This window comes from Methylovulum psychrotolerans (genome assembly GCF_002209385.1).
Lineage (GTDB): Bacteria > Pseudomonadota > Gammaproteobacteria > Methylococcales > Methylomonadaceae > Methylovulum > Methylovulum psychrotolerans.
Genome location: NZ_CP022129.1, coordinates 4,562,028 through 4,588,667 on the forward strand (window position 1 = coordinate 4,562,028; position 26,640 = coordinate 4,588,667).

A 26,640-nucleotide genomic window follows, 5' to 3' on the forward strand; every position below is an offset into this window, starting at 1 on the left:
AAGCTAACAAAGCTAATGCGCATCTTCTGGGCGGACGGCGGGACTGGGCAAACAGTTTCATTGTTTGCCCAGTTTTGTACTGTTTTCGCGCAACGCTTAGTCAATCCTATATTAAGCTGCCTGTGCGGCAGAATACCGATGAATATTATTTTCTAAGCTGTCTATTCGACATCGCATGTGCATTGTATGGCATCATGGAGCTTTATGCAATGTCATTTACTATGAATATTATGGTTGATATTCTGCTTGCACCAGAGTAAGCTTTGCCCGTTATTAACAATGCGAGTTTGGAATATGAGCAAAAGAAAGAAACCTGTAATTGCTATTCTCTATGATTTTGACGGCACATTGTCACCTGGGAATATGCAGGAATACGATTTCATTCCTGAACTGGGAGTGCCAGCGAAAAGCTTTTGGAACGAAGCTGTTGAATTAGCGAAAAGCCAAAAAGCAGATGCTATTTTGTCGTATATGAAATTAATGCTAGATAAGGCAAAAGCAAAAAGCCTCAAGATTGATAGGAAGCAGTTTTCTGAATATGGTTCTAAGCTAAATTTATTTGATGGTGTGGAACAATGGTTTCCAAAAATAAATAGCTATGCGGCTCAAAATGGCCTTCTAATACAACATTTTATTGTTTCTTCTGGTTTGCGGGAAATGATCGAAGGAACAGTGATTGCTCCATATTTTAAAAAAATATATGCGTCAGGTTTTATGTATGACCAACATGACGTTGCTGTATGGCCTGCATTGGCAATCAATTACACGACTAAAACGCAATATGTTTTTCGAATAAACAAAGATAGCTTGGATGAATCGGATAATAGCGTCATTAACAAATATGTGGCGGAAGAAAATAGGGTAATACCTTTTTCCAATATGATTTTTATTGGAGATGGGGAAACTGATATTCCATGTATGCGATTAGTAAAAGATAAGGGTGGACATTCAATAGCCGTTTACACACCAAACAAAAAAGGAGCTAAAGAAAAAGCAAAACAATTAGTTAATGAAAAGCGTGCTCATGCCGCTTTAAAAGCGGACTATAGAGAAAATGGTGATATTTTTAAAATTGTATGTTCGATTATGGATAAAGTTAAGGCTAGTGAAGATATAAAACGTGCATCCTAAAAGCAGGAGAAGTTATGAAAAATGTGAACATATTTCTGGAAGAACGAAAAGCCGCATGGCTCAAAGCCAGGCTAAAACCATCTATATCGGATGAAGATAAAGCTTTGCTACAGCATGAGGCGAATGAAAAATTTTCCCTAGCCAATTGGTTGCCGGATGCGGCTAAACGTGCTGGGCAACTGTCAATGGTCAGCCATCCGGGCAAATTTAGCCATCCTAGCGCTAAAACTTCCTCAGTTATTGCCCAAAGCCGAACGGCAAATGACGGCTATTTGCGTAGCGGTAATATAGGCTATCCATTGGATGTTTTCGGTAATGCAGCGGCAATGGATGTTTATAAATTCCTCAGTTTGTGCATGGATGATGGCAAAACAGTGTTAGATCATTTGGAAGCAGACAGCGCAGCGATCCAAGCCTCTTTTACCATGCCGACAGCCAGCTATGAAAGCTTAAAGCAAGGGTTAATCCAGATTAAGCAAGTGGATGATACGAGCAAAACCGATCATTTAGTCAAGCAAGTATATTTTCCAGTGGCAAATAATAGCTATCACCTGCTTTCACTATTGACCCCGTCCGGCTTGCTCTCTGAAATGAAAAAACGTATCGACAGTATCCGTTTTTCGGAACAAACCAAGCAAGCTAAGGAATGCCGTAAAAAAAATGACTATCACCCCACAGGATACGATGATGTATTCGGTTTAACCGTTACCGCCTTTGGCGGCACTCAACCGCAAAACATCAGCGTCTTAAATAGCCAAAACGCGGGTCGCGCTTATTTATTGGCGAGTATTCCGCCCGCAATAAAACAACGGCAAACCCGTTTGCCGACTACAAGCTTTTTCAGAAATTGTTTACGAGAAAAACAGTTTAATGACGCGTTTCAATCGCTAGATAAGCTGATCCGAAGCGATGTAAACACTATCCATGTCCGTGACGGTATAAAAAATATCCTCAAATATATTGTTGATCAGATTTTACAACGTGCTTTTCGGGTAAGAGCATACTGCGTAGGCTGGTCTAGCGCGGAACATTATCAATCGTTACCGCTTGCACAGCGCATTTGGTTAGATGACGTGTATTTAGACCGCCGCGAAAATGAAGACAATTGGTTAGAAGACATTGTCGCGGGGTTTGCCCGTTGGATACTCGACGCTTACGACCATTTATTTAAAGACTCCCCTATACGGCTTAGCGATCACGAGTTACGCGAGATCCGCCTGCTTGTGAATGAAGCCATCAGTAACGATCAGGAGTTTTTCAAATGAGACGATTTTTACTCATCCCCCATATCAAAATTCACAACGCCAATGCCATGAGCAGCCCTTATACCATTGGTTTTCCGGCGATGACGGCATGGCTTGGCGCGGTTCATGCCTTACAGCGGCATATTCAAAAACACGAGCTAACGGATGTGCAATTAATCAGCGTAGCTGTCAGTTGCCATCAATTAGATTTGCAGACTTACAAAGGCCAAGGCGATTTTGTCAGTTCCATCGTTAGTACCGCCAATCCCCTAGATAAAGACGGAAGCCGCCCCGCGTTTATTGAAGAAGCCCGTTGCCATTTGGATGTGACTCTTTTGATTGAATATAAAGGGTTAGATAGCGATGATGTGGACAAATTTACCGCTTTAGCAAACGCCCAACTGCTGTGCATGAAACTAGCCAGCGGTGATGTGCTATCAGCCGGAGCCTCCGAAACCCTTTATGTGGATGAAGATGAAGAACAAGACCTTAAAAAATTGCTTAAAAAGCTGATGCTCGGCTATGTGCTTATTGAGCGTCGCGACTTAATGATTACTGCAATGCAAAAAGAAGGCAAGGATGCGTTAGAGTCTTTGTTAGACCACCTCAAAATCATGTACCGCGCTACCCAAGGTGATGAAGGTAAGGCGACATGGACGAACTCACGCAAAACCTCAGGCTGGCTAGTGCCTATTGCCGTAGGATTTCAGGGCATTTCGGAGCTCGGCACCGCCAAAAATCAACGCGATACCGAGACACAACACCGCTTTGCCGAAAGCGTAGTCACACTGGGTGAGTTTATTATGCCTTATCGCATCAAAAACGTAGACGACATACTCTGGCAATACCATGTCGATACTGAACAAAATTTGTACCTTTGCCAAACCCTTTCAACTTCAAATAATCTCGGAGATTAACAAATGGCGATTAAAAACGACGCAACAGTATTGGCTTTTGAGAAAAAATTAGTGCCATCGGATGGCTATCTTTACGGCACAAATTGGGTTGAACGCCACCAAGCTAAACCAACCGCTTTAAGCTTGATTGAAAAATCCGTGCGCGGCACGATTTCCAACCGCTTAAAACCCGCCGTACAAAACGACCCGCTAAAACTCAACGCCGAAGTCGAAAAACCCAACCTGCAAAAAATTGATGCCTGTGCATTAGGCGAAAATCAAGACACCTTGCGGCTTAACTTCACCCTTAAAGTATTGGGCGGCGTAGAAAAGCCCTCCGCCAGCAATGGCGTGGCGTTTAACCAATCCTATCCAGATGTTGCCAAGACTTACATTGCCCAAGACGGCTTTGCCGAACTGGCAAAACGCTATGCTACCAATATTGCCAATGCCCGTTATTTATGGCGTAACCGCGTTGGAGCCGAGCAAATAGAAGTTATTGTCAACACTGGAGACGGACAACCATTAACCTTTAATGCTAAAGACTTCTCTCTGCGCAATTTCGATGTCACCAATCCAGATTTGGAAAGATTAGCGGCTAAAATTTCCGACGCACTCAGCGGCAAAACGCCATATTTATTAATTAGCATTGAAGCGTATGCTCTGATTGGTAAAGCTCAGGAAGTTTATCCTAGCGAAGAATTGGTATTAGATAAAGGCAAAGGCAGTAAAAGCAAAATTCTCTATCAAGTGAATGATGTCGCCGCCCTGCACTCACAAAAAATTGGCAACGCTTTGCGGACAATTGATACTTGGTATCCCAGTTTTGACGAAGCCCAAATTGGCCCGATTGCTATAGAACCGTATGGCGCAGTAACTAATTTAGGTAAAGCCTTCCGAAATCCTAAAGAAAAAGCCGATTTTTATACATTGTTTGATCGCTTCGCCCTTGGCGAAAGTCTTGCCGAAAAGGGCCAAGAACATTATGTTATGGCGGTTTTAGTTCGGGGTGGTGTGTTTGGACAAAGCGGTAAGGACTAGGTTATGAAGTTTTATATGGAAATCACCTTACTGCCTAATCCAGAAATTGGCGTACATTTCCTTTTATCAAAAGTTTTCCAACAAATCCACTTAGGGTTGGTTGAGATACAGGATGAGCAAGGTTGTGTACCCATTGGCGTGACGTTTCCTGAGTATGTCATCGGCGAAAAATACAGCGTTTTGGGCAGCAAATTACGTTTGTTCGCGGAATATGAGGCGACGCTCAGGCAATTTAATGCCAGCTATTGGTTAGCCCGGCTGAGCGACTATGTGCATTGCACAAGCATTCGCCCTGTGCCGGAAAAACTCAGCGGGTTCGCCACTTATCAACGCGAACATCCCAAAACCAACAAAGAGCGTTTAGCCAGGCGTTATGCTAAAAGGCATAATATGGCCTTCGAAACGGCGTTGCATAGCACTATTGATTTAACCGCCAAGGCTCCCCCTGACGCGGATTACAAAACGCAATTCCGTTATTGCGATATGCCGCAAAAAACCGTCGCTACCCCGTTTATCCGCTTGACAAGCCTGAGCGGCGGGCAGACGTTTTGCCTGTGGATTAAAAAAACGGTAGTTGCAGAGCCGTCGGGGGCGGCATTCAGCAGTTATGGCCTAAGTGCCGTTTCCACTGTACCCGAATTTTGACCCATATTTTTTGCGCTCTTTAAAAATATAGTAAAATCAGTTGGTTGTGTGGCGGTGTTTTTTGGATGGTGAATAACGGTAAAATCTCCTGTATACTGCTACACAACTGGCTTTCAGAGGTTTTGAGTTCAGTTTACTGCCGCACAGGCAGCTTAGAAATGTCGCCGTGCTCGAATAGCACTTAAAAATTCGTTTACTGCCGCACAGGCAGCTTAGAAATGAATATAGCGCGATATAACAACAATCCGCCCGTTTACTGCCGCACAGGCAGCTTAGAAAATTAGGCTATCCCCCATCGTGCGTGACCGTTGGTTTACTGCCGCACAGGCAGCTTAGAAATATATCTATCATATAGGTGTCACTAGGTTTGGGTTTACTGCCGCACAGGCAGCTTAGAAAATAACTACGCCTTGGGTGCCGTCCGTGCTTCCGTTTACTGCCGCACAGGCAGCTTAGAAATACACCCCCCCCTGTAGCCGCGCGTTTCTCGCGTTTACTGCCGCACAGGCAGCTTAGAAAACGGCAATGTACTGCCGAGGCCGACAGGTGTAGTTTACTGCCGCACAGGCAGCTTAGAAAAGACGGCTTAATCCAATTGCCCCGCTGCTCTAGTTTACTGCCGCACAGGCAGCTTAGAAATTCAAAGGGGCAATAGAAAACAAAACCAGATTGTTTACTGCCGCACAGGCAGCTTAGAAAAAGGCCTTAATCATGGCAATCCGAACTTATGAGTTTACTGCCGCACAGGCAGCTTAGAAAATAAGGGCGTTGCTCAGTACAAGCAAGCAGCGGTTTACTGCCGCACAGGCAGCTTAGAAAGCTTTCAGATTTTGGACGCAAGTCCACAACTGGTTTACTGCCGCACAGGCAGCTTAGAAAACGTCGAATTATTGGGCAAATGGCAGCGGTGAGTTTACTGCCGCACAGGCAGCTTAGAAAGTGCCGCTGATATTAGCTAAAGCCTTTGCCAAGTTTACTGCCGCACAGGCAGCTTAGAAAGAGAAATGTTATGGGGAGGCTATGCTCGGATAGTAGACATCTTTCCTAAATGTTGCCATATCTCAGGTTAACCAGTGCGGCCACCAGGCTCCATGTCAGGGAGTAGTTTTTGTGTTTGCCCCGGTAAACGTCCTTGACGATCCTGAAAATCTTGCAGCGGGAGGGGGACGGGTTCCATTGCAACTTGTTGTTTTAAATTAATTTGTTCAAATTTTTAATATCCGGTAGTTGAACTATTTATCCGAATGTTAAAAACTTGATAATCGAGTTAAAGGTGTGAAAACTTGAAAAGCTTGGCGGGCCATGACCGAAACGGTTTCGTAGCCATTTTCTAGGAACTTGCATGAGATAGCCTTGCAAATTTGGAGCGCGGGCATCTTGCCCGCCCTTGCGGGCAAGATGCCCGCGCTCCAAACCCCATGCCTTAGCAGATAGCAGGGCGTTAAGGGCAGGGAGGTGGGTTTGCTTAATTTCCCGTGCAACTTTAATGGCTTTTGCCGTGCCAGTCAGGCACTATAAGCCTTTTTTGTTTGAGGGTTGTCCATTGGTGTGGTTAAAACGTATCGCGGTGTCTTTGGTGGTGCTGGTGGTGGCGGTGTTTGCGGTGTTGCGTTATCAGGGGGTGCAGCGGTTGGCGGCTTATACGGGCGGCGGCTTGGCGCGGCCTTTGCCGGATGCCGCCCGCTGGGCTGGGCAAAGCTGCACCGTAGCGCCAATGCAGGTGTTGAGCTATAACGTGATGTACGGATCGGCGTTTATTGAGGCGATGGCGGCGCGGTTTAAGCATGGCGAGACCGGGAAGGGCGAGTTGCCGTGGTCGGTGCGCTTGCCGGAAATCCGGGCGCGTATCGCCGAATATAACGCCGATCTGATTGGCTTGCAGGAGATGGGCACGGCGGCGGATGTTGCCATGATTGTGCCGCCGGAGCAGTACAGCCTGGTCAGTTACCGTCAGGGTAGTGTGGAATACGCGGATTCGGCGCTGTTATACCGGACGGCGCGGTTTGAGCAACTGGATGCCGGGCAGTTGTGGTTGGGCAATGACCCGGAGTTGCCGATGTCTTTGGGGTTCCGGCGTTTGTCGATGATCCGTTATGTCAATTGGGTGCTGTTGCGCGATAAGGCCAGCGGCTTTACTTTTTTGTATGCCAACACCCATTTTGATAATGCGGGGGTGAATAAAGACCCCAGTTCGTTGCTGTTCCGTGCGCGGGTCGCGGGTTTGGCGAAGCAGATGCCGGTGATTGTGACGGGCGATTTTAATACGACGGCGCAAGAGGCGCGTTATCAGCATATTATCGGCGCGAATGTGCAGCCGCCGTTATTGGCGAATGCTTATAGTTTGGCGCATAACCCGCCCGTGCCGCCGCAACTGCATCCCGATAAGCGTATCGACCATATTTTTGTCGGCGGGCCGTGCCATATTGAGGCGGATAATTGGCTGTTGGATACCCGGCCTTTGCAAAACGGCCTGCCGATGTCTGACCATGATTTGCTGACGGCGCAGGTGCGGTTTTTTTGAGGTGAAGTAAGGAACGTGCATAAAATTAAGTAGGCGTTCCATTGCACCTCAGCGTGTTAAACCCCACCCCAGCCCTCCCCTTGGCAGGGGAGGGAGCTTATGCCTTCCCCATCGTACAGGCGAAAATCAGGGGAAAAAAGCCCCTCCCCCTGGCAAGGGGGAGGCTGGGAGGGGGTTGCCGTACTTTCGCCTGTACAACAGATTTTATTTCATGGGCGTTCCTAAGCGGAATTGGGTGGGCGGCCCTGTAAGAAAACGCCTATGGCGTTATTCGGCTTTTTGCCGTTTCGCCGCGAGAATGTCTGGGAGATTGACTTCAATCCAGTCAGCCAGAGACTCCACTTTTTGGGCTATTTCTTGCCCTAAGGGGGTGAGCCGATATTCGACGTGGGGCGGGATGACGGGGTAAGCAATGCGCTCGACAAAGCCGTCGCTTTCGAGCCATTGTAGGGTTTGGGCCAGCATCTTTTCACTGATGCCGCCCACCTTTCGCCTTAACTCGCTGAATCTATGGGTGCCGCTTAACAGCGCCACGAGCAGCAGAACTCCCCAACGGCTGGTGACATGGGTCAATATGGCGCGGGATGGGCATTTTTCTGCAAACAGGTTGCCGCGTTGCAGGCGTTCGGCCAGGGTGGCGGGTGGTGGGTTGGGGATTTCTGTCATTTTACACTTACCTTTAGGTGCGTACTTACTATTGGTAAGTATATATTGTATTCTGTTCGCTCTTTATCAATAAAGCAAAGGATATTTTATCATGATTGTTATCACCGGGGCCTCTGGCCAACTTGGCCGCTTAGTTATTGACATATTGCTTAAATCTGTGCCCGCCCAGCAGATTGTCGCTGCGGTGCGCGATCCGCAGAAAGTGGCGGATTTAGCGGCTTTGGGCATTCAAGTCCGGCAAGCCGACTATGATCAGCCCGCTACCTTAGTGAAGGCATTTGCAGGGGCCGATAAGCTGCTGTTGATTTCCGCCACCGAAATTGGCCGTCGTCTGCCCCAGCATCGGGCGGTAATCGACGCGGCAAAACAAGTGGGCATCAGCCTATTGGCCTATACCAGTATCTTACATGCCGATAGCTCGCCGTTACCGTTGGCGACGGAACACCGGTTAACCGAGGCTTTGATCCAGGCTTCGGGCATTCCTGCTGTTGTGTTACGCAATGGTTGGTATTCTGAGAACTATCTGGCCAGTATCCCGGCGGCTTTGACGTATGGGGTATTGCTTGGGAGTGCAGGCGATGGCCGTATTGCCTCGGCGGCGCGTGCCGATTATGCGGCGGCTGCGGCGGCAGTGCTGACCCTGGACGGTCAGGCCGGACGGGTTTATGAGTTGGCGGGCGATGCGTCTTACAGTTTGGCGGAATTTGCGCAAGAGCTTTCTCAGCAGTCCGGCACCTTGGTCGGTTATCAGAATCTCCCGGAGGCCGAATTCAAAGCTGCACTGGTCGGTGCGGGTTTGCCGGAAGGTATTGCCACATTGCTTTCGGAATCCGATATTGGCGCGTCCAAAGGCGGATTGTTCGATGACAGCCACCAATTGAGCCAACTGATTGGCTATCCGACCACGCCAATCGCTGTGCAAATACAGGCTGCGCTCCCCTAAATAAGGGGTTATCTTTAGCTATTGCTGTCAGCAAACAGGTGCTTGGGCATCTGTTTGTTGCGGTGGCTAAGGTACGTGCCAAAGCTAAAGCTGCCCTTAGTTAAAGGCTACGCTTAACGTCCCAGTTCCTCACCAAAAATCGCCCCCGCCGCCGCACCGACCCCGGTCGCTAAGGGGTCGCCACCGCCCAGTTCATAGCCCGCCACGCCGCCGATAACCCCGCCCGCCACCCCGGACATTAAGCCGTTATTGTTACGGTAGTAGCGTTGCGGACGCGGTTGTTGGTAATACACGGGCGGCGGTGGGGGTGGCGCGTAGATAATTTCTTCGCGGTAGATGGGGCGCGGTTGCGGGTAGACGTTAATCACCTCGCGGTAGATGGGGCGCGGTCTGTGGTGGTGGTGATGTTCGTGCCATTCGCCGCGCCCGTCGCCCCAGCCGCCGCCACCCCAACCGCCCCGGCGACCCCAGTCGTCGTCATCGGCATGGACAGGGGCTGCCATTAAAGCACTCAAGCCTAAGGCAACCATCAGCATTAATTTGTTCATAACAGCCTTCCTTTATTGGGATTGTTAATTGATTGGCGGAAAAGCCGCCGTACTTTGCCCTTATTGGACAGTGTGGCGATAGCATAAAGCAACGAGGCTTAATGGCGGCTTAATGGCGGCGGGGGGAATTGTGGAAATAATCGGTTGGGTTTTAGGGGGTAGCCTTTCAGGCCATTGGAAAACCTGAAAGGCCGTAAGTGATAGGCTGAACTTAGCCGCGTTGCTTAATAATGCCAGCCAGGGATACCCAGGTGGGCATCGACATCGGCGGCGGAGGGGCGGACGGTGACGGTGAAGCCGGCGCCGCAGCCGTTGGGCAGCGGGTTGGTGGTCAAGTTGCGGGTGACTTGGAATATGGGCGGTTCGCCGATGCCGTCGATGTTTTGCGGGCCGCCTAAGTTGGCGTATTGTGAGCCGTTGTCAGGAATCCATAAGTTGACTTTGCCCGCTTGGATGGTCGGGGCGGTAAAGTCGCAGATGTCGGCGATGGCCACTTCAATCTTTAAGGCGGTGGCGCAACTGGTGGCGGCAAAGCCCGGCGCAGTAAATTGGAACGGGACGCGGCCTTGTAATGTGGTGCCTAAGCGGCCATCCATGCCGTAAAAGCCGATGGCGTTGCCGAGTTTGTCGTGTTTTTCGTGCTGTTTATTGAAAATGTTACGGTCTTGGATGGTGTCGACTTGCCCTGCATAGACGCTGGGGCCAATGATTTCGCTCAAGTCGGTGATGGTGTGGCCGTCGGAAGCGATCAGTTCGGGGTTTTTGGTGGGAAACACCACGCTTTGGGCGCGTATCGGCAAGTGGGTGTCTTCGCAGCCGTGGCCGATGGTGATGGCGTTGTCGCCGCCAGTGTTTTCTACGACCGCTTTGATAAGGATTTCATCATGGGCAAACGCGGGGGCGGCTAAGACTAGCCCGACAGCCAAGCCGCAAGCCGATAATTTTGGCAATAACATCATGAGGTGTCCTCCTGAGGACAAGGGTTAAGAACAAGGGGCCGTCCGCAGGGGGTGCGGATTGCCTATAGTAACGCCCTTTGGCTGTGGCGGCGAAAGGGTTTTTGCCGTGTGTGTTGAAGGATGCGGACGGGATGGTAAACCGTGACCGTAGGAGTGGGTAATTTTATCTGTGCGGCTTGGACTTAGCGGGGTGGCTGGAGGCTCGGCCCTGTTAAGGCCAGTGGTAAAATCCTTAATTTTTGTGCCAAGGCTTGGGGGCGTTTGCCCTGGTAGTGCGGGTGCTTGTTTTGATGCTAAAGGCGGGCTGGCTGTTAGTGCCGCTTACTTTGTCCGTTTGATTATTTTCTGCCTGCCGCTAGGTCGGGCTTTGCCGCCGTTTTGCCGTAAAGCCGCTATTTTTTGGGTTAACCTGCCCTAAAGCCTGAAAAAATCCTGTCACTATAAAAATAAGTGCCTAATAAAATCAAAGCATTATCGATGAACTACTTCAAATGTGAAGCATTGACTTTTTATTAGGTAGTAGTTAATTTCCCCTCTCTTCCGATCTTGTTATAACTATGCCCCAAGGCGGTGCTGCTGCCGACATATTAGCCTGGGGCGGCTTGCGCCCTGACACTCTGACTAAGGAGATGAAGCGTGACTGCCACTACTGATTATCTGGCGCAATACGATGCCGCCGCCGAAGCTGACAAATTCCCCCTGGTACGGCACTGGTTGGATACCGAACCGCTGCCGTTTTTTAAACAACTGCGTGAACAGCGGCCTATTCTGGTCACGCCCGTTTGCACCTTGCTGGCGCGGTTTGACGACATCACCGAAGTGCTGAACATGCCGAAAGTGTTTACCGTTGAGCTGTATATCGCCAAGATGGGCGATTATCTGATGGCGCATGATGACGATGCCCTGCACACCCGCGAAAAATCTCTGATGCAAGGCCTGCTTAACCGTGATGATTTGCCGCAGGTGCGGGCGTTGGTCGCGCGGATCGGCAAGGCGATTCTCGACGGCGCGGGAACGGGGATTGAAGTCGTTAACGACTATTGCCGCATGGTGCCTGCGACTTTGGTGCAGGATTATTTTGGCCTGACGGGGTGTGATAAAAAGGACTTGATCGAATGGTCGTATTGGAACCAGTACGACAATTTCCATAACCACCCTTTCGACCTGATGCCGGAAGAGAAGCGCCTGTACATCGTCGAGCGCCATAATGCCGTAGGGCCGCCGCTGGGGGCGTATATCGCCGAGTTGATGGCGCGGCGGCTGTTGGCGGTGAAGGCGGAACAGGCGACCAGCAGCCTATTGGTGCTGTGGTATGGGCTGAAAAAGTTGTTCCGGCTGTTATCCGGCAAGAAAAGCGAGCCGCTCACCGATGATATGGTGACGCGGATGTTACGCACCAATTTTCCCGATGCGGTCAATTTTGACTTGACGCGGGTCGGCATCAACGCGGGCGGCTTGCTGATCGGGGCGATAGAAACCACCTCGCAGGCAGTCGCCCAGATTCTGCAATTTTTGCTGGACAACTCCGCTTGGCTGGACAAGGCCGTTATCGCCGCGCACCGCGACGACAATAAAGAGTTTGACAGTATCGTTTGGGAGGCGTTGCGCTTTGTGCCGATTGCCCCGTATTTGTTCCGCAAAACCGCTGGCCCTTATACGGTCGGCAAAGACACGCCGCGCGAGACGATGATCTTGCCCGGCACTTATGTGCTGACCCTGACCCAATCGGCGATGTTCGATCCGCTGATTTTCGCCAACCCCGACGACTTCGTCCCCGAACGCAATTGGTACCATTATTTCCACTTCGGTTTCGGTAGCCATGAGTGCTTGGGCAAGTATGTCGGTATGGTGATGATCCCGGAAATGGTCCGGCAAGTGTTGCTTAAACCGGGCATCCGCGCTTTGGGGCGGATTGATTATAAAGACGGGCCGTTTCCTGAGCAGTATGAGTTGGCTTGGGGTTGAACACCGTAAAAAAGGGGCTTGCGGCCCAGTTGGCCGCGCTCCAAGGCAAACAGCCTAAACCTGTACCACCCAAAAAACTAAAAAAAGCGTTACCCACCACTATCGAGAGAAGGACGTAGACTATGCAACACTCCCCTGTAAAACTGGCTTTGGCGATTGCCTGGGCGTTGGCCACCCCGTTGGCGGCTCAGGCCGACACTAACCCTTTGTGTGCTTACGATAAGATTGATGTCAATAAATACGGCCATCAGCCGTTCCAAAACCCGCCGGAGATCCGCTCCAGCAACGGTGTGTTGACTACGCCGCTGGAAGTGAAATTCACCGACCCCAAAACCACCAGTATCGCCGGGTGTCCGGTGACGTTGCGCACTTATAACGGGCAATTGGTCGGCCCTACCTTGCGGGTTAAACAAGGCGATGTGATTAATCTGACGCTGAATAATAATTTGCCTTTAGAAACGCCGAACGAAGTCCAGCAACAGTTTGACCAAGAAAAAGACAGCGCGTATCTGGACACCAAGCCCGCGTCGTTTAACACCACCAATATGCACTACCACGGCCTGCATGTTTCGCCGACGGGTAACAGCGACAACGTTTTGCTGGCGATCAGCCCGCAAAGCCATTTCCCTTACGAAGTCAAACTGCCCAGCACCCACCCCATCGGCTCGTATTGGTATCATGCCCATGCGCACGGCTCGACTTCCATCCAAGTCGGCAGCGGTATGGCCGGGGCGATTGTTATTGAAGACAATGCCGACGCGCCAAAAGCCTTGCTGGCGGCCAATGCCAATGAGAAGACCTTGGTCTTGCAGACTATTCTTTATAACGAAAACGGCAAGCTTAACAATATCACCAAGCTGTTTCCGGGGCCGTCCACCCCCACCGCCAAAGATTGCAAGAAGGCCAATAAAGGCACTTGGCCGTGCGCTAACCGGGCGATTACCATCAACGGCCAAATCGCCCCCATCATTACCATGAAGCGCGGCGAGGTACAGCGTTGGCGCTTGATTGACACCGCGTTCCGCGAATCGATTTATTTCGCCGTGCAAGACCATGACCTGCATGAGATTGCCCTGGACGGCAATTATTTGGGGCATGTCGACACTTGGAAGGCGGGGGTGGCCATTGATTTGGAGCCGGGCTACCGCAGCGATGTCTTGGTGAAGGCCAGTATGAAACCGGGCGATTATGAAATCCGCGATATGGCGACCCCGGCCAGCCAATCGTTACGCGGCGACGATGAAGGCAGCCATGTGATCGGCATTTTGCGCGTCACTGATGAGGTGAATGAGATGGATTTGCCGACCGATGCGCAAATGCGGCCTTTAGCGCCGTTCGGTGATACCGATTTGAGCAAAACGGCGGTGGGTTTGCAACAAGTGACGTTTAATCTGACCCAAGATTTGCCGGGTAAGAAAAACTATTTCCAAGTCAATGCCCGCGCCTTTAGCCCCACCCATGTCCGCAAGCTCAACTTGGGCGCGACCGATATGTGGGCGTTGACGACGTTGGGCGATCCTGATCCGTCGGCATTGGCCAATCCCGATAACGCCATACCGCCTGTGCCGCATTTGTTCCACATCCACGTCAATCCGTTCCAGTGGACGCGCCAAGGCCCCGATACGCAATTAGAGCGGGTTTGGAAAGACACGTTACTGGTGCAAGGCCCGGCCACTACGAATGTCTATACCCACTACACCGACTATATCGGCAAGTTCGTCATGCACTGCCATATCCTTGACCATGAAGATTTGGGCATGATGGAAGTGGAGGAAGTGGTTGATCCGAATAGTGGGACGGCGGCGCATAGCCATTAGGCTTAAGCGGGCTTGGCTAAGGGTGAGCGTTTGGGCTTGCCCTTAGAGTCCGGCGTTAAGCAAGCGACAGTATCAATACGCAGGCTAAAAGTTGGCCTTGAAGCCAGATGAGTCTGTGTTGCTTACTGGGCGACGGCTTATTGACGGCTTATTGTTGGTACACGCGGTTATATCGCGCAATGGCTAAAGACCGTTGCATTCCGTGTTTTAGGCTAGTGCGGTATTTATTTGCCGAAGGGATTTTAGCTTTACATCAACGGTTGCAAGGACTCGATAGTAAACCGCGCCGTTGGCGGAGCTTTGCGAAAGCTTCGGAACTGGTCACGGTTTTACCTTCTCCTACCGCTTGCTGGCTGTGCATCAATAGCTTTGGCAGGGCTAGAGTTTCTTGGGTTTGTCCGTAATCGGCAACCGATTGGATGACCATTGCCGCTGCACCGTTTTGGGTGATAATCATCGGTTGGTGCCGGGTTTTTAAATGGGCGATAAGCTCAGCGGTGTTGGCTTTAAGGTAGCTGATGGGCTTGATGTTGTCGGAAATTTGCATGATGATTTTCCTGGCTGAAGCTTATTTGAACGGAATTAAATCGTATTATAGGCTAAAGCAAAAGCCTACGCGAAAGGTAACGCAAAACAGGGCAGCGGGCAAAGGTAGAGGCCTTTGGTGTTCCATGCCTAGAACTTAAAGCCGCCGTTGCCAAAACGGCGCGTCTGGCCAGCGTTGTTCTTGGCGGTGGTAGTCGCTTAGGGTGGTTTGGTAGGCGGCGAATTCGCGCTGCATCAGTGCTTGGTAGCGGCTGAAGCCGCTACTGTCTTGGCGGCGGATGTGGTCAGTTAGTGCGTAAGCGGCGAACAGGCCGGAACGTAGGGCTTTGATGATGCCTTGTGAGGACAGGGGATCGAAGCAGGATAGCGCGTCGCCTACGGCGAGCAGGTTGGGGCGGGTGGGGCCGTGCAGGTAGCGGGAGTTGGCTGGCCACAGTTGCGGTGGGGCTAGCGGGCGGGCGTTGCCGATGAGGGGCAGGACATGGCGGGTCTGTGCCAGTTGCTGTTGCCAAGCGGCCAGTTGTTTGGCGTTGAGGCGGCGGGCGAGGTCGGCATCGGTCATTAGGGCGACCACGCGGCGGCCTTCGGGGAGGGCGGCGGTGTACCACCAGCCATCGGGGCAGGCTTCGGTCAGTACGGCATCGGCGTTGGGCAGGTTGGGGTCGGTCTGGCCGAAAAAGACGGCGCTGGCGACGAGGCGGTCGTGGTTGATAGGTTTAAGGCCTGCCAGACGCGACGGCAGGGCGGTGCGGCCACTGGCATCGATGAGGTAGGTGGCGCGGTAGTCGCCTGCATCGCCGCAGCCGATGTGCCAGTATGGGGCGTGGTGGCTGAGGGTGCGGAGTTGGGCGGGCAGGCGTTGGGCACCTTGTTGGCAGGCGGCGTTGAGGAGTGTTTGGTCGAAGCGGGCGCGGTCTAGCCGCCAGCCGGTGTTGTGGACGTTAAGAAAGAATTCGTTGCTGACCAGTTCGGGGCTGCCCCAAGCGCTGACGGTGCGGAAGGAGGGGCAATGGTTGTCTTGTAGGAAGGCCGCGCCGACACCGAGTTGGTCAAGAAAGGGCTTGATGAGCGGCGGTACGGATTCGCCGATGCGGAAGGGGGTGCTGCGGCCAGGGTCGGCGATGGCGACGCGCAGGCCGGGCACGGTTTGGGCGAGGGACAGGGCGACCGCACAGCCTGCGGGGCCGGCACCGACGATGAAGACATCAAAAGGGGTGGGCTGGGTCATGCGTTGTTTGGGGAGGTAAGTGATGGTCTGTTTTAGGCAATGGCGTGGTTTGTCAGGTGACGGCGGCTACCTGACAAACTACGCTATTGGGCGGTAAGCTAGCGGCCAGTAATCTGCTAGCTTAGGAACGTGCATAAAATTAAGTAGGCGTTCCATTGTATCTCTGCGTGTTAAACCCCACCCCAGCCCTCACTGCCATTAAGTTAAGGAAATTCTGTTCAGAAACAATGTTTTTTCTTCCTTTTATGGAAGTTCAGCAACCCCCTTGCCGATGTCTTTTGTCTGGGCGGGTTACGGTGCTTTCGTTCCAAGCAAGGTCCCGCAACTCCCCTAAATTAACCCCAACCTGCCCCCGCGCCGCCTGATTCCCCAAAGGCCGCAACCAAGTCTCCCAACCCGACCAGTCACTCCCCCACCCCTGGGCATTCACAGGCCGCTCATCCAACTGCCGCCACGCCCAAACCGACAGCACCAAAAACAGCACCCCAGCAAACACCAGTTGTTGAAAAGAACGCGAAGCAGTCATCAGCAGCCAACCTCAAGGCAAACAAAAAACCCCATTGTACTGCCAGCCCCCAACAACACACAGAAAAAACCAACCCCCACCCACAACCCAATACCAGCGTGCAGTAACCTTCAACCATTTGCACAGCACATACCCAGACATCGGAGTGCAATGGTCTTCAGCCATTGCACGAGCCCCTCCCAAATCCCCGCCACACCAAAAAACCGATACCCCACCGCCGCTTAGGAACGTGCATAAAATAAAATCTGTTGAACAGGCGAAAGTACAACAACCCCCTCCCTCCTGAGCAAAGCCGAAGGTCTCCCCCTTGGCAGGAGGAGGAGCTTTTTCCCCTAACTTTCGCCTATACGACGGAGAAGCCATAAGCTCCCTCCCCTGCCAAGGGGAGGGCTGGGGTGGGGTTCAACACGCTGTGTTGCAATGGGAAACCGACTTAATTTTATGCACGTTCCTTACCCCCCAGCAAAGGCTAAAGACCTTTGCACTCCAACCCCACCCTAACATCAACCAATCCGCAACCACTGCGCCAGCTTTTCCCCCACACAGGCGACAAGCCGCAAAAAAAACACCCTAAAACCACCAATACCACAAAACCAACACTTAATTTTTACAATAAATATCAATAAATTACCTATAAAACCTGTATTTTTATGCAAAATTCACTATTTTTACGGTAATCCTTCATTTTACCAACCGCCCAGTTGTTATATAGTCGCCCCAACGGCCTATAACACCCAGCGAACACCAACCATGCCCCCATCCAGTATCAGCCAAACCCTAAAAGACATCCCGCCGATTTGGGTGGCCTGCCTGTTCGTGTTCATGATTTACCTGCTGGAAACCCACCCGTTCTTAGCGGGCTTCGCCATCTGCGGCCTACTGATAACCGTCATCTTCAAAAAATACGGCGTGCTTATCTTAAGCCTCATCGCCGACCTTGCCGACTATGGCGGGGCGGCAGTACCGATAGTTGGCGACCCCATCGACATTTTTATCGTCATCATCCAAGCGATACGCTATGGGCCACGCGGCTTTGTCGGCCTAGTAGAACTTATCCCCTTAGTCGATTTGTTGCCGATCATGACAATCAACGCGGCCTGGGCGGAATATCAGCGACCGAAGGGCTAAAGAACCTGCCGGGATGCCACCCCTTCTTTAACAAATGCCCACATTATTAATGCCTAACCTTACCGACACCGCTTAAGTCCCATGGCCAAACAAAAATCTATCGTAGTCGATGTCCGCTCGGCGGTCATCCAAGTCTCCGGGTCGCTTTACCCCGTCAATCAAATCGCCGGGATCAAAAGCATCACCGTGCGCCCTTCCTCTTGGTGGAAACGCCTTTTCGTCAAGACGCGTTATGCCATTTTGATGAAAACCGTAGGTGACGGCTATTTTGTGCTGGTCGTCACCCTCGAAGAAGCCAAAATCGAAGAACTGTTTTTTAAAATCCGCGATGCCATAGACGCACAAACCAGCGGTAATTTCACTTACGTCAGCGAAGTCCGCATGACGGGCGACATCGTCAACCAAAGCGGCAACTTTGCGGTCGGTTTCAACAAAGGCGAAATCGACCTTTCCAATTAATTTTTTTAACACCAGAGGAACACCGTCATGTCTACAGGCGATACCATCAACCAATCGGGCAATTTTCAAATTGGCTATAACAAAGGCAATACCACCTTATCGTCCAATCAAAGCTTTAACCAACACATTACCCAACTGGTCAACGAGATAGACCGCGCCGACGCACCCGAACAAGCCAAAGCCGAAGCCAAAAGCCGCCTGCAAGCCTTTCTCAAACACCCGCTAGTCACCACTATTGTCGGCAAAATTATCGCTTTTTAAGAAACGCGCATAATACATTTTGCTTTTAAACGCCCCGCTGTGTAGGGCCTTAGCGTTTGGGTGGCGGATAAGCTTTATCCGCTGACAAGTCATTTTAATTCCGCGCAAAAAACCGAAGGAAAGATTATGCACAAACCCCTATTTGCCGGATTAACCGCCATCACCTTAAACCTAGGCTTACTACCAATGGCTAATAGCAAGAATTTGCTGTCATGCCCACCCAGCCAAGCCACCAGCACCGCCTTGGCGATATGCGCCATTAGCCACGGCGGCTGTGCAGCGGCGGGCGATCTGGCCGAAAACAGCACCCAGAAAAGATTCTTGCTCAGTGAAGGGTGCGGTTCTTTAGCCGCAGAAATGACCGGAGAAGGCTACGGCCTAAGCGATTTTCTAGGGGCGGGTATTGCCAGCATGGTAGACAGTGATGCCTATAACAAACTCCATGACGACGACCCCGATAACGACGGCGCGGCGCGTTTCGAACAACTGCTGACTGGCCTGTACAAAGCCGGATCATTTTTGCAATGCGTGGATAAAGTAGCCAAACAATGCAGCCAACAGTGGCGGCTAACAAACAGCCACGAGACGACAACACCCCGCTATCAGGAGAGTGCCCGCCCCACAACGTATGAAAACTATAAGGTATTGCCCTGCGGCTCAATCATCGATTTAACGACCGGATTAGAATGGTATGTAGGCCCCGACCAAACACTGGCTTGGGCTGAGGCGAAGCAATGGACAGCCAACCTCGACACCTGTGGCGGCAATTGGCGGATGCCCACTATTGCAGAAATCAAAAGCCTATACAGGCCCGCGTATTCAGCCGGCACCGGCTTTTATATCAACGGCAAATATTGGCCAGCGCATATCCATCCCGTGTTTGACGCTATTGGGCAGGGCTCTTGGGTGTGGTCTAACCAATCCATGCCCGAATTTAAGGCAAAATCCGTCAACCTCAACCAAGGGCTTGCCGTTACCTATAACCAATCTGGCGAAAAGTATACCACCCGTGTTTTTGCTGTGCGCTAAGGGCGAAAACCGCCATTAATCGCCCCCGGCTTTAACGGCCCACACCCGCCGCTTTCCGTCGTCGTCGCCATTTCACAAACAGCATTAAATAGTATTGAAAATACAAATGGCGTAAGCGTTTGGGGACTTCGCGCTATCGAGTCAAAATTTGCCCCTATTTTGGGTGGTGATGTCGCTCATGGTTATGACTGGGATTTTGACAATGATTGTTCTTCGTTTTTTTAGCAGGTGTGTCAACAATCAGAATTTGTAATGGTGGATTGATTATAAGTGCATTGATTGATAAGTATGGATGGGGTCAACGGCAGTTTTTTCGTTTTTACGGGTAGGTTTTATCAAATGGGTTGTGCTGTAGAGTTGTTGGTAATATCCTGTTAGTTATTTATGGGGTGGATGGGGTAGTTATGAATAAAGCAAAACCAATTGAAGAATTAACCCAAGCTTACCAGCAGGGGTTTTTATCTGAACAAGATTACAATGCACGGTTGGCGCAGTTGTCAGATATATCTGATGATGAAACGGGTGCTAACAGCACCTTGTTGGATGAAAGCGGGCAGCTTATCAAGCAGGCTTTAAAGTCTGATATGGCGGCGGATATGGCAAAAGGCGCGGCGGGCGGGGCAGTTATTGCCTCGGTTGTGCCGCTGGTGGGAACGCTAACAGGTGCGGCAGTCGGCGCGGCCTTTGGGGCGTTTAAAAACCTTACCAAGAATTAGCCATGACAGACGAGGAAAAGATAGACGCGCTAAAAGAAGCCCATGCGGGGGGATTTTTATCTGATGGGGATTTTTTACAACGCTTGGCGGTATTGCAGGGCAATATTAAGGTAAAGCAAGAGGGGGCAATGGTTCGGTGGCTGGTTGGTTTATTTATATCGGCCTTAAAAAAATGCGCTAGCGAACAGGATCGGCTAGACGTATTGGCGGGGCTGGCTTTGGCGCGTGAAATATTGGCAAATAAGGAATTATCACCACTGGACAAATATCTGCATATTTACGCGCTGATGGATTTTAAAAAAACGGTGGCGGCTATTTTTGCAAGCGTGTCCCAAGCGGTTAAAAATTATGCTACTTCGGATATGCCTTTAGCCCTTAAAGTGACAATGCCCGTTACCTTAGCGGCGGCGGCATTGATTGGCGGTAATTCAGTTGGCATAGCAGGTTTTGGCGGTGCAATCGGTGTGCCTGTACTGTTGTTGCTGTTTGTCGGCGTAGCAGGGATTACGGCCATTATTGAGGCTTTTTTGGGCAAGAACACGAGTGCCGATAGCTATATTGGCGTTGTGCTGTCGCTGATTGCCAAAGACGAAGTGTTAAGGCGGACGAAAAAAGAACTGAGGGAGGCGATGGAAGCCGAACCCGCCGCGCCCCAAAAGCAAACGCTGTCAAAAGATGAGGTTTTGTTAAAGCGTGAATTGTTGGCGATGAACCCTTATGATTTTGAACGGCACGTTATGGCCTTTTTTCAGGATCAAGGCTTACTGGCTTGGGTGACTAAAAAAAGCAACGATGCCGGGGTAGATGGCTTTGCCCGCCATGCCAACGGGCTTATTGTTGTGCAGTGCAAGCGCAACGCCGAGGATAATCCGGTGGGTAGCCCTACCGTTCAGCAATTTAAAGGCGTTGTGGAGGAAAATGCCGCTTGGTGCGGCTATATCGTTACCACCAGCTACTTTACAAAAGCAGCGGTGGAAAGTGCGCAAAAGAACGATAAGTTAAAGCTGGTGGATATGGCTGAGCTATTGAGTTGGCATAAGAAATAATGGGGGATTACAGGATAAAGTTTATTCACAATTCCAAAATGGCAGGGTTGGGTTCAACGTACTGACAAAAACCGGTCTGGAGGCCAAGACAGCCAGCTTGATTCGGGGCAATATACCTTGTTAAGGAACGTGCATGAAATTAAGTCGGCGTTCCATTGCAACACAGCGTGTTGAACCCCATCCCAGCCCTCTCGGCAACCGTTCCTTGCGTTATGCGCTTTAGCCCCGATGGCCTTTATGTGCAACGCTTAAGCGCCAGCCAAACCCTCCCGCACCCGCATTAACGCAAACCCCAACAAGTTCAAGCCCGGCCAATGGTTAGGGTCAGCAATCCGCGCATCGCCAGCCGCCATGCCAATCCCCCAAACCGCATCCTTAGGGCTCGCCTCAACCAGCACCTTATCGCCCGTCGCCACCAGATAAGCCCGCAAATCCTCATGCTGGGTAAACTTCGCCTGATTGACCCGATAGACAATTTCCAAACGCTGCCTTAGCCAAACCGCCTCATCAAACCCACGCACCCGCCGGCCCAGTGCCTTAACCGCGCCAGGGGTATCGGCGGCGAGAATCTGCCGGAACGTCTCCATATCCTTAAACAACAACGCCTTGCCCGCCATCATCGCGTGTTCGGCAGTGCGGTAATAAACAGCGTCCAACGCCAAACCAGCGGCATACCACTGGCTCAAACACGTCTGCGTCACCACCCCGCCACGCGGTTGCCGATGCCCCCAGAAAAACACATATTGTAACGGCTCGCCGCTATTAAAACGCAGGCGTAACTGGTCGATATAACGGTCATCATACATAAGCAAAACTCTCCTCTCCCACACAACACGCTGACCCGGCCATAACCGCCTGCCCTCATCCGCGCACCTAAAAATGGACCATACAACTATCCACAACTCCCGCCCGCCCTGCTTTTTACCAATAATACAAAAACACCACACAGCCTCACCTTGCGGCGTTTATCGCCTTATGCCCCTTAATAATAGCTAAAAATAACCGCTATTTTTATTGCGACACTAGGTATTTAACCATTTAGCGTGTATATTCCGCTAAAATTGACCTAGCCATTGTTATGCAGTAACGTCGGTTATTAACCTATTTCATTTATAAAACGCATTTTGCCCACTCAGGAGCCGCCTATGCAAGGCCAAAACACCTTAGCCGCCTATACCATCTTAGCCGCCTTAAGCGTACCCGCCGCCCAAGCCGATATTTCCGCCAAAGCGGTATTGGACAAAGTCTATGGCACCTACAACCCCCAGCAAAAATGCTGGGTAACCATGGACGAAAGCGAACAGCACTACTGCATGACCATAGACCGCACCGACAAACGCGAAACCGTCACCGGAAACCGCCTGTATGTGTTAGCCACCGGCACAGCGGTCAATGAAAAAGGTGAAGCCGACAACGCCCATGTCATATCCGGTTTGATCGGGGCTTTTGTCTTAGAAGAACATAATGGCCAGACGGAGATCATCGCCAGTGATCCGAAAATGCCGATGGGGACATACGGTTTGCCGCCGACCAACTGGCGGCTCAGCCTGCTGGGGCCATCGGATTACTGGGGCTGGCAAAACACCGACGGCGCCATCTACCAAGGCATTTCTGGGAGCTCGCATACGCTGCTTGCACCTTACGGACACACCATCCGCAACCTCGCGGGCTTTTGGGCCGATTTTGACGATTCCGGCAGTTGTTGCGGGGATCAGAACGCCCGCACCGACATCAAAACCCAGTTGGTCATAGACACCAGCAAAAACACGGCCCGAGTCTATCCGTTGCGGGTCACCGTAACCGGACAGTTAAACGGCAAAAAACTCAAACCGAAAACGTGGACGTTACCGTTTGATTTTAAAAACTGGACGTACCGCGAACCGTCCAACTGGCCGTTAACTGACATCGGGTTTTAATGCCCCTCACCCCAACCCGCCCGAAATACCTGCACCCCTTGCGTACTGTTCGCCAAAGCCAAGTAGTGGCCGTTCCAAGCCAGTGCAGCAAACGGTTTGGCCGATTCGGGCAAGGCCAGTTCATAAAGCAAGCCGGCTTCGATATTCACGGCAAACAGTTGGGCACTGTTTTTACTGACCAAGATGAACGGGCCTTGCTGGCCGATTAAACTATAACCCGTCGCATCCTCATCCAAAAATACCGCCTTATCCAACCGCCCTGACTGTAAATTGACAATCCCTAAAAACTGCTTGCCTTCCCTTTTATACAAGCACGGGATGCGTACCGACGGCAATTGCACAGAACTCGGCAAACAAAAGAGATTATAAGCCGTAGTGTGCGCTATATCTGACCACTCACCCTGTTGTGAGGCCGATAAGATGAAGTAGCGCTGATCCAAAATCCTCTCCCAAAATGGGGCTTGCATTTTATTGGGCCTAACCCGATAAACCCGCAGCAGCGCATCCTGCAAATCATATTCCCTATAATCCTGATTTTCATCACCATTGGCCGCCATGGTTACGGCCTTAACATCATCATGAGCCAAAGCCCCCAAAACGCGCACCGTATCGCCCGTATCCGCGTCATAGCCTAACACTAACCACGCTTGCTTAGCGCTATCCCATATAATGTCATTGGCCGCAAAACCAGCGGGCAACTGCCACTGCTTATCAATGACCCAACTGCCGTTGCGCCATTGCCGCAATTGCAAAACCGCAGGCTCGCCAGTGGCAAGGGCTAAAATCCTCCCGTCATCGACAAACTCGACATCCCCTACCCCTAACGTTATCGGCGGCAAATTAAAATCCGCCAGCGTATACGGCGCTTGCACCGAATCGTCATACTCCCCATCCTCGCCCGGCTTCATTACCATAAAAGCAACCCGCTGCCCCTGCGGCGACAAATGCAGTTCAAACGCATTCGGCTCGGCAAGCGCCGCCACAGATGTTACATTGGCCGTCATAGGCCGTAATTGGCTGGCCGACACCATAAAAGGATCATGCGCAACCCGTTCGCCAAAATAAGGCGATTGAATAACCAACGTGCTGACCGCCAAAAATGCCAACAACCCCGCCACCCAACGCCGTTCCCCCTTAAAGCGCATAGTGCAGGCAGCCGCCAAACCGAACAGGCAAACCCCGGTAAAAGCATTATCAAAAGCACTGACATACAACGCGAACAGCCCGCCCATAAAACTTGCCGCCACCATCTTAACCAAACCTATCGCGGCAATCATCCCCAAAATCCCCACCGTATGGAGAAAAAAGACCTGCCCGTCTGTTGGGCTGCGAAAGTGCTGATAAAGCGCGTAAGCCGCCGCCGCCAAACCCAACAAAGTAAAGCCAACCACAAACGCATCTGCTTGCTCGCTGAAGGTCAGCATCGGGTTAAGTAGCCAGTACACCATACCTTGGGCGAAAGCCAAAGCGCCGACCGTCGCCAACAACATCCGGCTGGGCTGCAACCAATAAAAAAAAGCGATAATGGCAAATAAAATAGAGTAGGGTTGCCCAGAAAAATACCCACACGCCACCATAGCCGCCGTAAGCAAGTAAAAGAGCGGTGGCCGCGACGGCTTTACTACCGTCATTGGCACGATATGCTGGTCGGCATAAGCCAGCGCGGCCTGTGCCGGGCCGATCATCGCCGCAGGTAAGGTACGCCGATAGCTTTTGCCCTGTTGGTCGATACCGACCAACAGCGCTTGGTCATGCCCGCTAGGCTCCAGCAATAACTCAACTAACTCCGTATAGGCCACAGCAAGTTGCTGCGTGGCTTTGTCGGTAAGGCTTGCCAAGCTCAGTGCCGTACCTTCGGGTACGCCATCCAGCCAATACACCACGCTGTCGGCAAACACCACATAACTGCCGGCCTTGCTAGTGGCTATAATCATCGGCTCACCGACACCCCTCGCCTCTTGCCCATCCACCGCATCTATTGAGCGGAGACGGTTGGCAAGGCTAGGATGGCTCGAAGCCCGCTCCCGCTCCCGACTCCAACGGTGCGGCAGCAGATTAATGTCATGGATGCGTTGCAACCCCGTCTTCATCGCCTCAGGATTACCGCACAACTCAACCGCACGGGTATCGGAATGGGTTTCCTCAGTCCGTTGATGCCCAAGAAAATACTTATTTAACTGCAATAAAACGACACCGACAAAAATAAACAGCCATGCCTTATCAGGCCGGATGGTAAACCATGTCGCAAAGAGCGGCACACAGGCTAACGCGATAGTCGCCAACAAAAAGCACTGTAACGCATATTTCTTGATAAAACGGGCATCCCTGCGCTCAATATGGCCTAATTCATGGGCGTAAACGGCCTCAATTTGTTCGGTGCTGAGTTCGGACAATAGCGTTTCCGTAAACAGCACCGCAGGTTTAGGGAGCGCCGATAAAGCCACCGCATTGGCGATACGCCCGCCGTGCACCGGCAGGGTAAAATAAGACGGCGGTGTGACGGTAGAACGGGCATTAATGGCCTCAAACCCAGCCAGCAATTTAGGGTCGGTCATTAGAACTGCCCCCACCAATTTTCCGACCTGCCCAACAGTCAATAATAAGCGCCCGTATAGCAAAACGGCAAGAACTGCGATAGCCAGTGGCCGGTTTGCCCCCGCCTCGGCTATCCACTGAGGCGAAAACAACAGCAACAAAGGAAAGCTTTGGAACACCAGAAGCCATCGGAGTTGAAAGATCAAAAACCTCCAAAAGCCCCAACTTTCCTGCAACAACGCCTTACGCACAAAAAAATACCCGACCACCGCACTAAAAAGCGCCAAGCGAACAAGACCGTTTACCGTTAAACCGATGATTTGCAGGCCGCTGTTTTCATTAACTATCGGTACAAACAAAAACAAGCACCAAAGTAAGACAAAATACCCAACCAGCTTGCGCAAATACTGGGCATAGCGTTCGGCCAATAACGGTTGCTGTGCCTGCCGGATTAACTTCCGGCCATGCCACCAAGCAAATAATCCGGGCGAAACGGCAAGCAAGAAAAGAAAGCTGTCCAACATAAATTACCCGCTGCAAATTGTTTTTAGAATTTAGCCACGCCAGACTCCGCAGGCGGTTTTGCCCGACATTTGCCGAGTGGCTTGCCACAGCCTTTATTTATACTCGATCATCAAGTTTTTAACATTCGGATAAAAGCTCAGCCACCGAATATTGAAAATTCTAATAAAGTTTTTAAAACAATAAGTTGCAATGGAATCCGTCCCCCTCCCCTGATGGGTGTATGGACGTGGGACATAGGTAACACATGTTCGGGGACATGGGTGACGGTTTTTTCGGGTTATTGTGGGGCCTTTAGGTCAATAAAGGCAGCGGGGTGGGTCGGCGGATGCGGTGGTGGTGGCGCATGGGC

24 protein-coding genes and 1 CRISPR repeat array are annotated in these 26,640 nt (G+C 51.2%); of the genes, 16 read left to right on the plus strand and 8 right to left on the minus strand.

Annotated elements, in window-relative coordinates; all coding sequences use genetic code 11:
• Nucleotides 1-294 precede the first annotated feature (294 nt).
• The 6 genes from CEK71_RS20560 (at nt 295) to CEK71_RS20590 (ending at nt 7,478) form a co-directional block, all read left to right on the plus strand.
• Complete coding sequence (locus CEK71_RS20560; protein ID WP_088621131.1) at nt 295-1,131, plus strand: HAD family hydrolase; 837 nt, start codon at nt 295-297, stop codon at nt 1,129-1,131.
• Between the two features lie 14 nt (nt 1,132-1,145).
• Nucleotides 1,146-2,396 carry a type I-F CRISPR-associated protein Csy1 gene (gene csy1 / locus CEK71_RS20565; protein WP_088621132.1) on the plus strand — a complete coding sequence of 417 codons (1,251 nt, stop codon included), beginning with the start codon at nt 1,146-1,148 and terminating at the stop codon, nt 2,394-2,396.
• On the plus strand, nt 2,393-3,292 hold the full coding sequence (csy2, locus tag CEK71_RS20570) for a type I-F CRISPR-associated protein Csy2 (protein ID WP_088621133.1): 900 nt from the start codon (nt 2,393-2,395) through the stop codon (nt 3,290-3,292). The genes csy1 and csy2 overlap by 4 nt, the downstream gene beginning before the upstream one ends.
• Before the next feature lie 3 nt (nt 3,293-3,295).
• Nucleotides 3,296-4,312, plus strand: coding sequence for a type I-F CRISPR-associated protein Csy3 (csy3, locus tag CEK71_RS20575; protein ID WP_088621134.1), 1,017 nt, complete (start codon nt 3,296-3,298; stop codon nt 4,310-4,312).
• A 3-nt stretch (nt 4,313-4,315) separates the two neighbouring features.
• On the plus strand, nt 4,316-4,957 hold the full coding sequence (cas6f, locus tag CEK71_RS20580) for a type I-F CRISPR-associated endoribonuclease Cas6/Csy4 (protein ID WP_088621135.1): 642 nt from the start codon (nt 4,316-4,318) through the stop codon (nt 4,955-4,957).
• Nucleotides 4,958-5,088: 131 nt separating this feature from the next.
• Nucleotides 5,089-5,956: a CRISPR direct-repeat array (repeat unit 28 nt; unit sequence GTTTACTGCCGCACAGGCAGCTTAGAAA).
• 487 nt (nt 5,957-6,443) lie between these two features.
• The gene (locus CEK71_RS20590; protein ID WP_088621136.1) at nt 6,444-7,478 is read left to right on the plus strand and encodes an endonuclease/exonuclease/phosphatase family protein; all 1,035 of its coding nucleotides are present in this window, start codon (nt 6,444-6,446) and stop codon (nt 7,476-7,478) included.
• Between the two features lie 267 nt (nt 7,479-7,745).
• Here CEK71_RS20590 and CEK71_RS20595 read toward each other — a convergent pair whose 3' ends face one another.
• Nucleotides 7,746-8,144 (minus strand): winged helix-turn-helix transcriptional regulator, encoded by a 399-nt coding sequence (locus CEK71_RS20595; protein ID WP_088621137.1) that lies wholly within the window; start codon nt 8,142-8,144, stop codon nt 7,746-7,748.
• Between the two features lie 91 nt (nt 8,145-8,235).
• Here CEK71_RS20595 and CEK71_RS20600 point away from each other — a divergent pair, with 91 nt between their 5' ends.
• On the plus strand, nt 8,236-9,087 hold the full coding sequence (locus tag CEK71_RS20600) for an SDR family oxidoreductase (RefSeq protein ID WP_088621138.1): 852 nt from the start codon (nt 8,236-8,238) through the stop codon (nt 9,085-9,087).
• Between the two features lie 113 nt (nt 9,088-9,200).
• Here CEK71_RS20600 and CEK71_RS20605 read toward each other — a convergent pair whose 3' ends face one another.
• Nucleotides 9,201-9,635, minus strand: coding sequence for a hypothetical protein (locus CEK71_RS20605; protein WP_088621139.1), 435 nt, complete (start codon nt 9,633-9,635; stop codon nt 9,201-9,203).
• Between the two features lie 224 nt (nt 9,636-9,859).
• Nucleotides 9,860-10,594 carry a hypothetical protein gene (locus CEK71_RS20610; RefSeq protein WP_088621140.1) on the minus strand — a complete coding sequence of 245 codons (735 nt, stop codon included), beginning with the start codon at nt 10,592-10,594 and terminating at the stop codon, nt 9,860-9,862.
• Between the two features lie 636 nt (nt 10,595-11,230).
• Here CEK71_RS20610 and CEK71_RS20620 point away from each other — a divergent pair.
• Nucleotides 11,231-12,559 carry a cytochrome P450 gene (locus CEK71_RS20620; RefSeq protein ID WP_088621142.1) on the plus strand — a complete coding sequence of 443 codons (1,329 nt, stop codon included), beginning with the start codon at nt 11,231-11,233 and terminating at the stop codon, nt 12,557-12,559.
• Between the two features lie 122 nt (nt 12,560-12,681).
• A complete protein-coding gene (locus CEK71_RS20625) occupies nt 12,682-14,376 on the plus strand; it encodes a multicopper oxidase family protein (protein ID WP_088621143.1) in 1,695 nt (564 codons plus the stop codon).
• Between the two features lie 253 nt (nt 14,377-14,629).
• Here CEK71_RS20625 and CEK71_RS20630 read toward each other — a convergent pair whose 3' ends face one another.
• From CEK71_RS20630 to CEK71_RS20640, 3 genes are all read right to left on the minus strand, one after another.
• Nucleotides 14,630-14,923 (minus strand): type II toxin-antitoxin system Phd/YefM family antitoxin, encoded by a 294-nt coding sequence (locus CEK71_RS20630; RefSeq protein WP_088621144.1) that lies wholly within the window; start codon nt 14,921-14,923, stop codon nt 14,630-14,632.
• A gap of 135 nt (nt 14,924-15,058) precedes the next feature.
• Nucleotides 15,059-16,150: a tryptophan 7-halogenase gene (locus CEK71_RS20635; protein WP_088621145.1), complete on the minus strand. Its 1,092-nt coding sequence runs from the start codon at nt 16,148-16,150 to the stop codon at nt 15,059-15,061.
• A 253-nt stretch (nt 16,151-16,403) separates the two neighbouring features.
• A complete protein-coding gene (locus CEK71_RS20640) occupies nt 16,404-16,676 on the minus strand; it encodes a hypothetical protein (protein ID WP_088621146.1) in 273 nt (90 codons plus the stop codon).
• Nucleotides 16,677-17,426: 750 nt separating this feature from the next.
• On the opposite strand from CEK71_RS20640, the gene CEK71_RS20645 reads away from it, so the two are divergent.
• The 6 genes from CEK71_RS20645 to CEK71_RS20670 all read left to right on the plus strand — a co-directional run bounded on the left by CEK71_RS20645 (nt 17,427) and on the right by CEK71_RS20670 (nt 21,315).
• Nucleotides 17,427-17,804, plus strand: coding sequence for a hypothetical protein (locus tag CEK71_RS20645; protein ID WP_088621147.1), 378 nt, complete (start codon nt 17,427-17,429; stop codon nt 17,802-17,804).
• A gap of 81 nt (nt 17,805-17,885) precedes the next feature.
• On the plus strand, nt 17,886-18,263 hold the full coding sequence (locus CEK71_RS20650) for a hypothetical protein (RefSeq protein ID WP_088621148.1): 378 nt from the start codon (nt 17,886-17,888) through the stop codon (nt 18,261-18,263).
• 27 nt (nt 18,264-18,290) lie between these two features.
• Complete coding sequence (locus CEK71_RS20655) at nt 18,291-18,524, plus strand: hypothetical protein (protein ID WP_088621149.1); 234 nt, start codon at nt 18,291-18,293, stop codon at nt 18,522-18,524.
• Nucleotides 18,525-18,650: 126 nt separating this feature from the next.
• Nucleotides 18,651-19,553, plus strand: a complete 903-nt coding sequence (locus tag CEK71_RS20660) for an Lcl C-terminal domain-containing protein (protein WP_157679497.1) — start codon at nt 18,651-18,653, stop codon at nt 19,551-19,553.
• Between the two features lie 404 nt (nt 19,554-19,957).
• On the plus strand, nt 19,958-20,269 hold the full coding sequence (locus CEK71_RS20665) for a hypothetical protein (RefSeq protein ID WP_088621151.1): 312 nt from the start codon (nt 19,958-19,960) through the stop codon (nt 20,267-20,269).
• 2 nt (nt 20,270-20,271) lie between these two features.
• Nucleotides 20,272-21,315, plus strand: coding sequence for a restriction endonuclease (locus tag CEK71_RS20670; protein WP_198328363.1), 1,044 nt, complete (start codon nt 20,272-20,274; stop codon nt 21,313-21,315).
• A gap of 248 nt (nt 21,316-21,563) precedes the next feature.
• Here CEK71_RS20670 and CEK71_RS20675 read toward each other — a convergent pair whose 3' ends face one another.
• The gene (locus CEK71_RS20675; RefSeq protein WP_088621152.1) at nt 21,564-22,121 is read right to left on the minus strand and encodes an NADAR family protein; all 558 of its coding nucleotides are present in this window, start codon (nt 22,119-22,121) and stop codon (nt 21,564-21,566) included.
• Between the two features lie 339 nt (nt 22,122-22,460).
• Here CEK71_RS20675 and CEK71_RS20680 point away from each other — a divergent pair, with 339 nt between their 5' ends.
• Complete coding sequence (locus CEK71_RS20680; protein ID WP_088621153.1) at nt 22,461-23,231, plus strand: hypothetical protein; 771 nt, start codon at nt 22,461-22,463, stop codon at nt 23,229-23,231.
• On the opposite strand, the gene CEK71_RS20685 is transcribed toward CEK71_RS20680, so the two are convergent.
• On the minus strand, nt 23,228-26,290 hold the full coding sequence (locus tag CEK71_RS20685; protein WP_088621154.1) for a M56 family metallopeptidase: 3,063 nt from the start codon (nt 26,288-26,290) through the stop codon (nt 23,228-23,230). The two genes, CEK71_RS20680 and CEK71_RS20685, sit on opposite strands and share 4 nt — an antisense overlap.
• Nucleotides 26,291-26,640 lie beyond the last annotated feature (350 nt).

Excerpts from the sequence above, each read along its gene's own strand:
- CEK71_RS20675 (WP_088621152.1), bottom strand. The coding sequence starts at position 22,121 with ATGTATGATGACCGTTATATCGACCAGTTACGCCTGCGTTTTAATAGC.
- csy2 (WP_088621133.1), top strand. The coding sequence starts at position 2,393 with ATGAGACGATTTTTACTCATCCCCCATATCAAAATTCACAACGCCAAT.
- CEK71_RS20645 (WP_088621147.1), top strand. The coding sequence starts at position 17,427 with ATGCCCCCATCCAGTATCAGCCAAACCCTAAAAGACATCCCGCCGATT.
- CEK71_RS20670 (WP_198328363.1), top strand. The coding sequence starts at position 20,272 with ATGACAGACGAGGAAAAGATAGACGCGCTAAAAGAAGCCCATGCGGGG.
- cas6f (WP_088621135.1), top strand. The coding sequence starts at position 4,316 with ATGAAGTTTTATATGGAAATCACCTTACTGCCTAATCCAGAAATTGGC.
- CEK71_RS20665 (WP_088621151.1), top strand. The coding sequence starts at position 19,958 with ATGAATAAAGCAAAACCAATTGAAGAATTAACCCAAGCTTACCAGCAG.
- csy1 (WP_088621132.1), top strand. The coding sequence starts at position 1,146 with ATGAAAAATGTGAACATATTTCTGGAAGAACGAAAAGCCGCATGGCTC.
- csy3 (WP_088621134.1), top strand. The coding sequence starts at position 3,296 with ATGGCGATTAAAAACGACGCAACAGTATTGGCTTTTGAGAAAAAATTA.
- CEK71_RS20610 (WP_088621140.1), bottom strand. The coding sequence starts at position 10,594 with ATGATGTTATTGCCAAAATTATCGGCTTGCGGCTTGGCTGTCGGGCTA.
- CEK71_RS20640 (WP_088621146.1), bottom strand. The coding sequence starts at position 16,676 with ATGACTGCTTCGCGTTCTTTTCAACAACTGGTGTTTGCTGGGGTGCTG.
- CEK71_RS20680 (WP_088621153.1), top strand. The coding sequence starts at position 22,461 with ATGCAAGGCCAAAACACCTTAGCCGCCTATACCATCTTAGCCGCCTTA.
- CEK71_RS20590 (WP_088621136.1), top strand. The coding sequence starts at position 6,444 with ATGGCTTTTGCCGTGCCAGTCAGGCACTATAAGCCTTTTTTGTTTGAG.
- CEK71_RS20600 (WP_088621138.1), top strand. The coding sequence starts at position 8,236 with ATGATTGTTATCACCGGGGCCTCTGGCCAACTTGGCCGCTTAGTTATT.
- CEK71_RS20655 (WP_088621149.1), top strand. The coding sequence starts at position 18,291 with ATGTCTACAGGCGATACCATCAACCAATCGGGCAATTTTCAAATTGGC.
- CEK71_RS20560 (WP_088621131.1), top strand. The coding sequence starts at position 295 with ATGAGCAAAAGAAAGAAACCTGTAATTGCTATTCTCTATGATTTTGAC.
- CEK71_RS20625 (WP_088621143.1), top strand. The coding sequence starts at position 12,682 with ATGCAACACTCCCCTGTAAAACTGGCTTTGGCGATTGCCTGGGCGTTG.
- CEK71_RS20660 (WP_157679497.1), top strand. The coding sequence starts at position 18,651 with ATGCACAAACCCCTATTTGCCGGATTAACCGCCATCACCTTAAACCTA.
- CEK71_RS20650 (WP_088621148.1), top strand. The coding sequence starts at position 17,886 with ATGGCCAAACAAAAATCTATCGTAGTCGATGTCCGCTCGGCGGTCATC.
- CEK71_RS20595 (WP_088621137.1), bottom strand. The coding sequence starts at position 8,144 with ATGACAGAAATCCCCAACCCACCACCCGCCACCCTGGCCGAACGCCTG.
- CEK71_RS20635 (WP_088621145.1), bottom strand. The coding sequence starts at position 16,150 with ATGACCCAGCCCACCCCTTTTGATGTCTTCATCGTCGGTGCCGGCCCC.
- CEK71_RS20630 (WP_088621144.1), bottom strand. The coding sequence starts at position 14,923 with ATGCAAATTTCCGACAACATCAAGCCCATCAGCTACCTTAAAGCCAAC.
- CEK71_RS20685 (WP_088621154.1), bottom strand. The coding sequence starts at position 26,290 with ATGTTGGACAGCTTTCTTTTCTTGCTTGCCGTTTCGCCCGGATTATTT.
- CEK71_RS20605 (WP_088621139.1), bottom strand. The coding sequence starts at position 9,635 with ATGAACAAATTAATGCTGATGGTTGCCTTAGGCTTGAGTGCTTTAATG.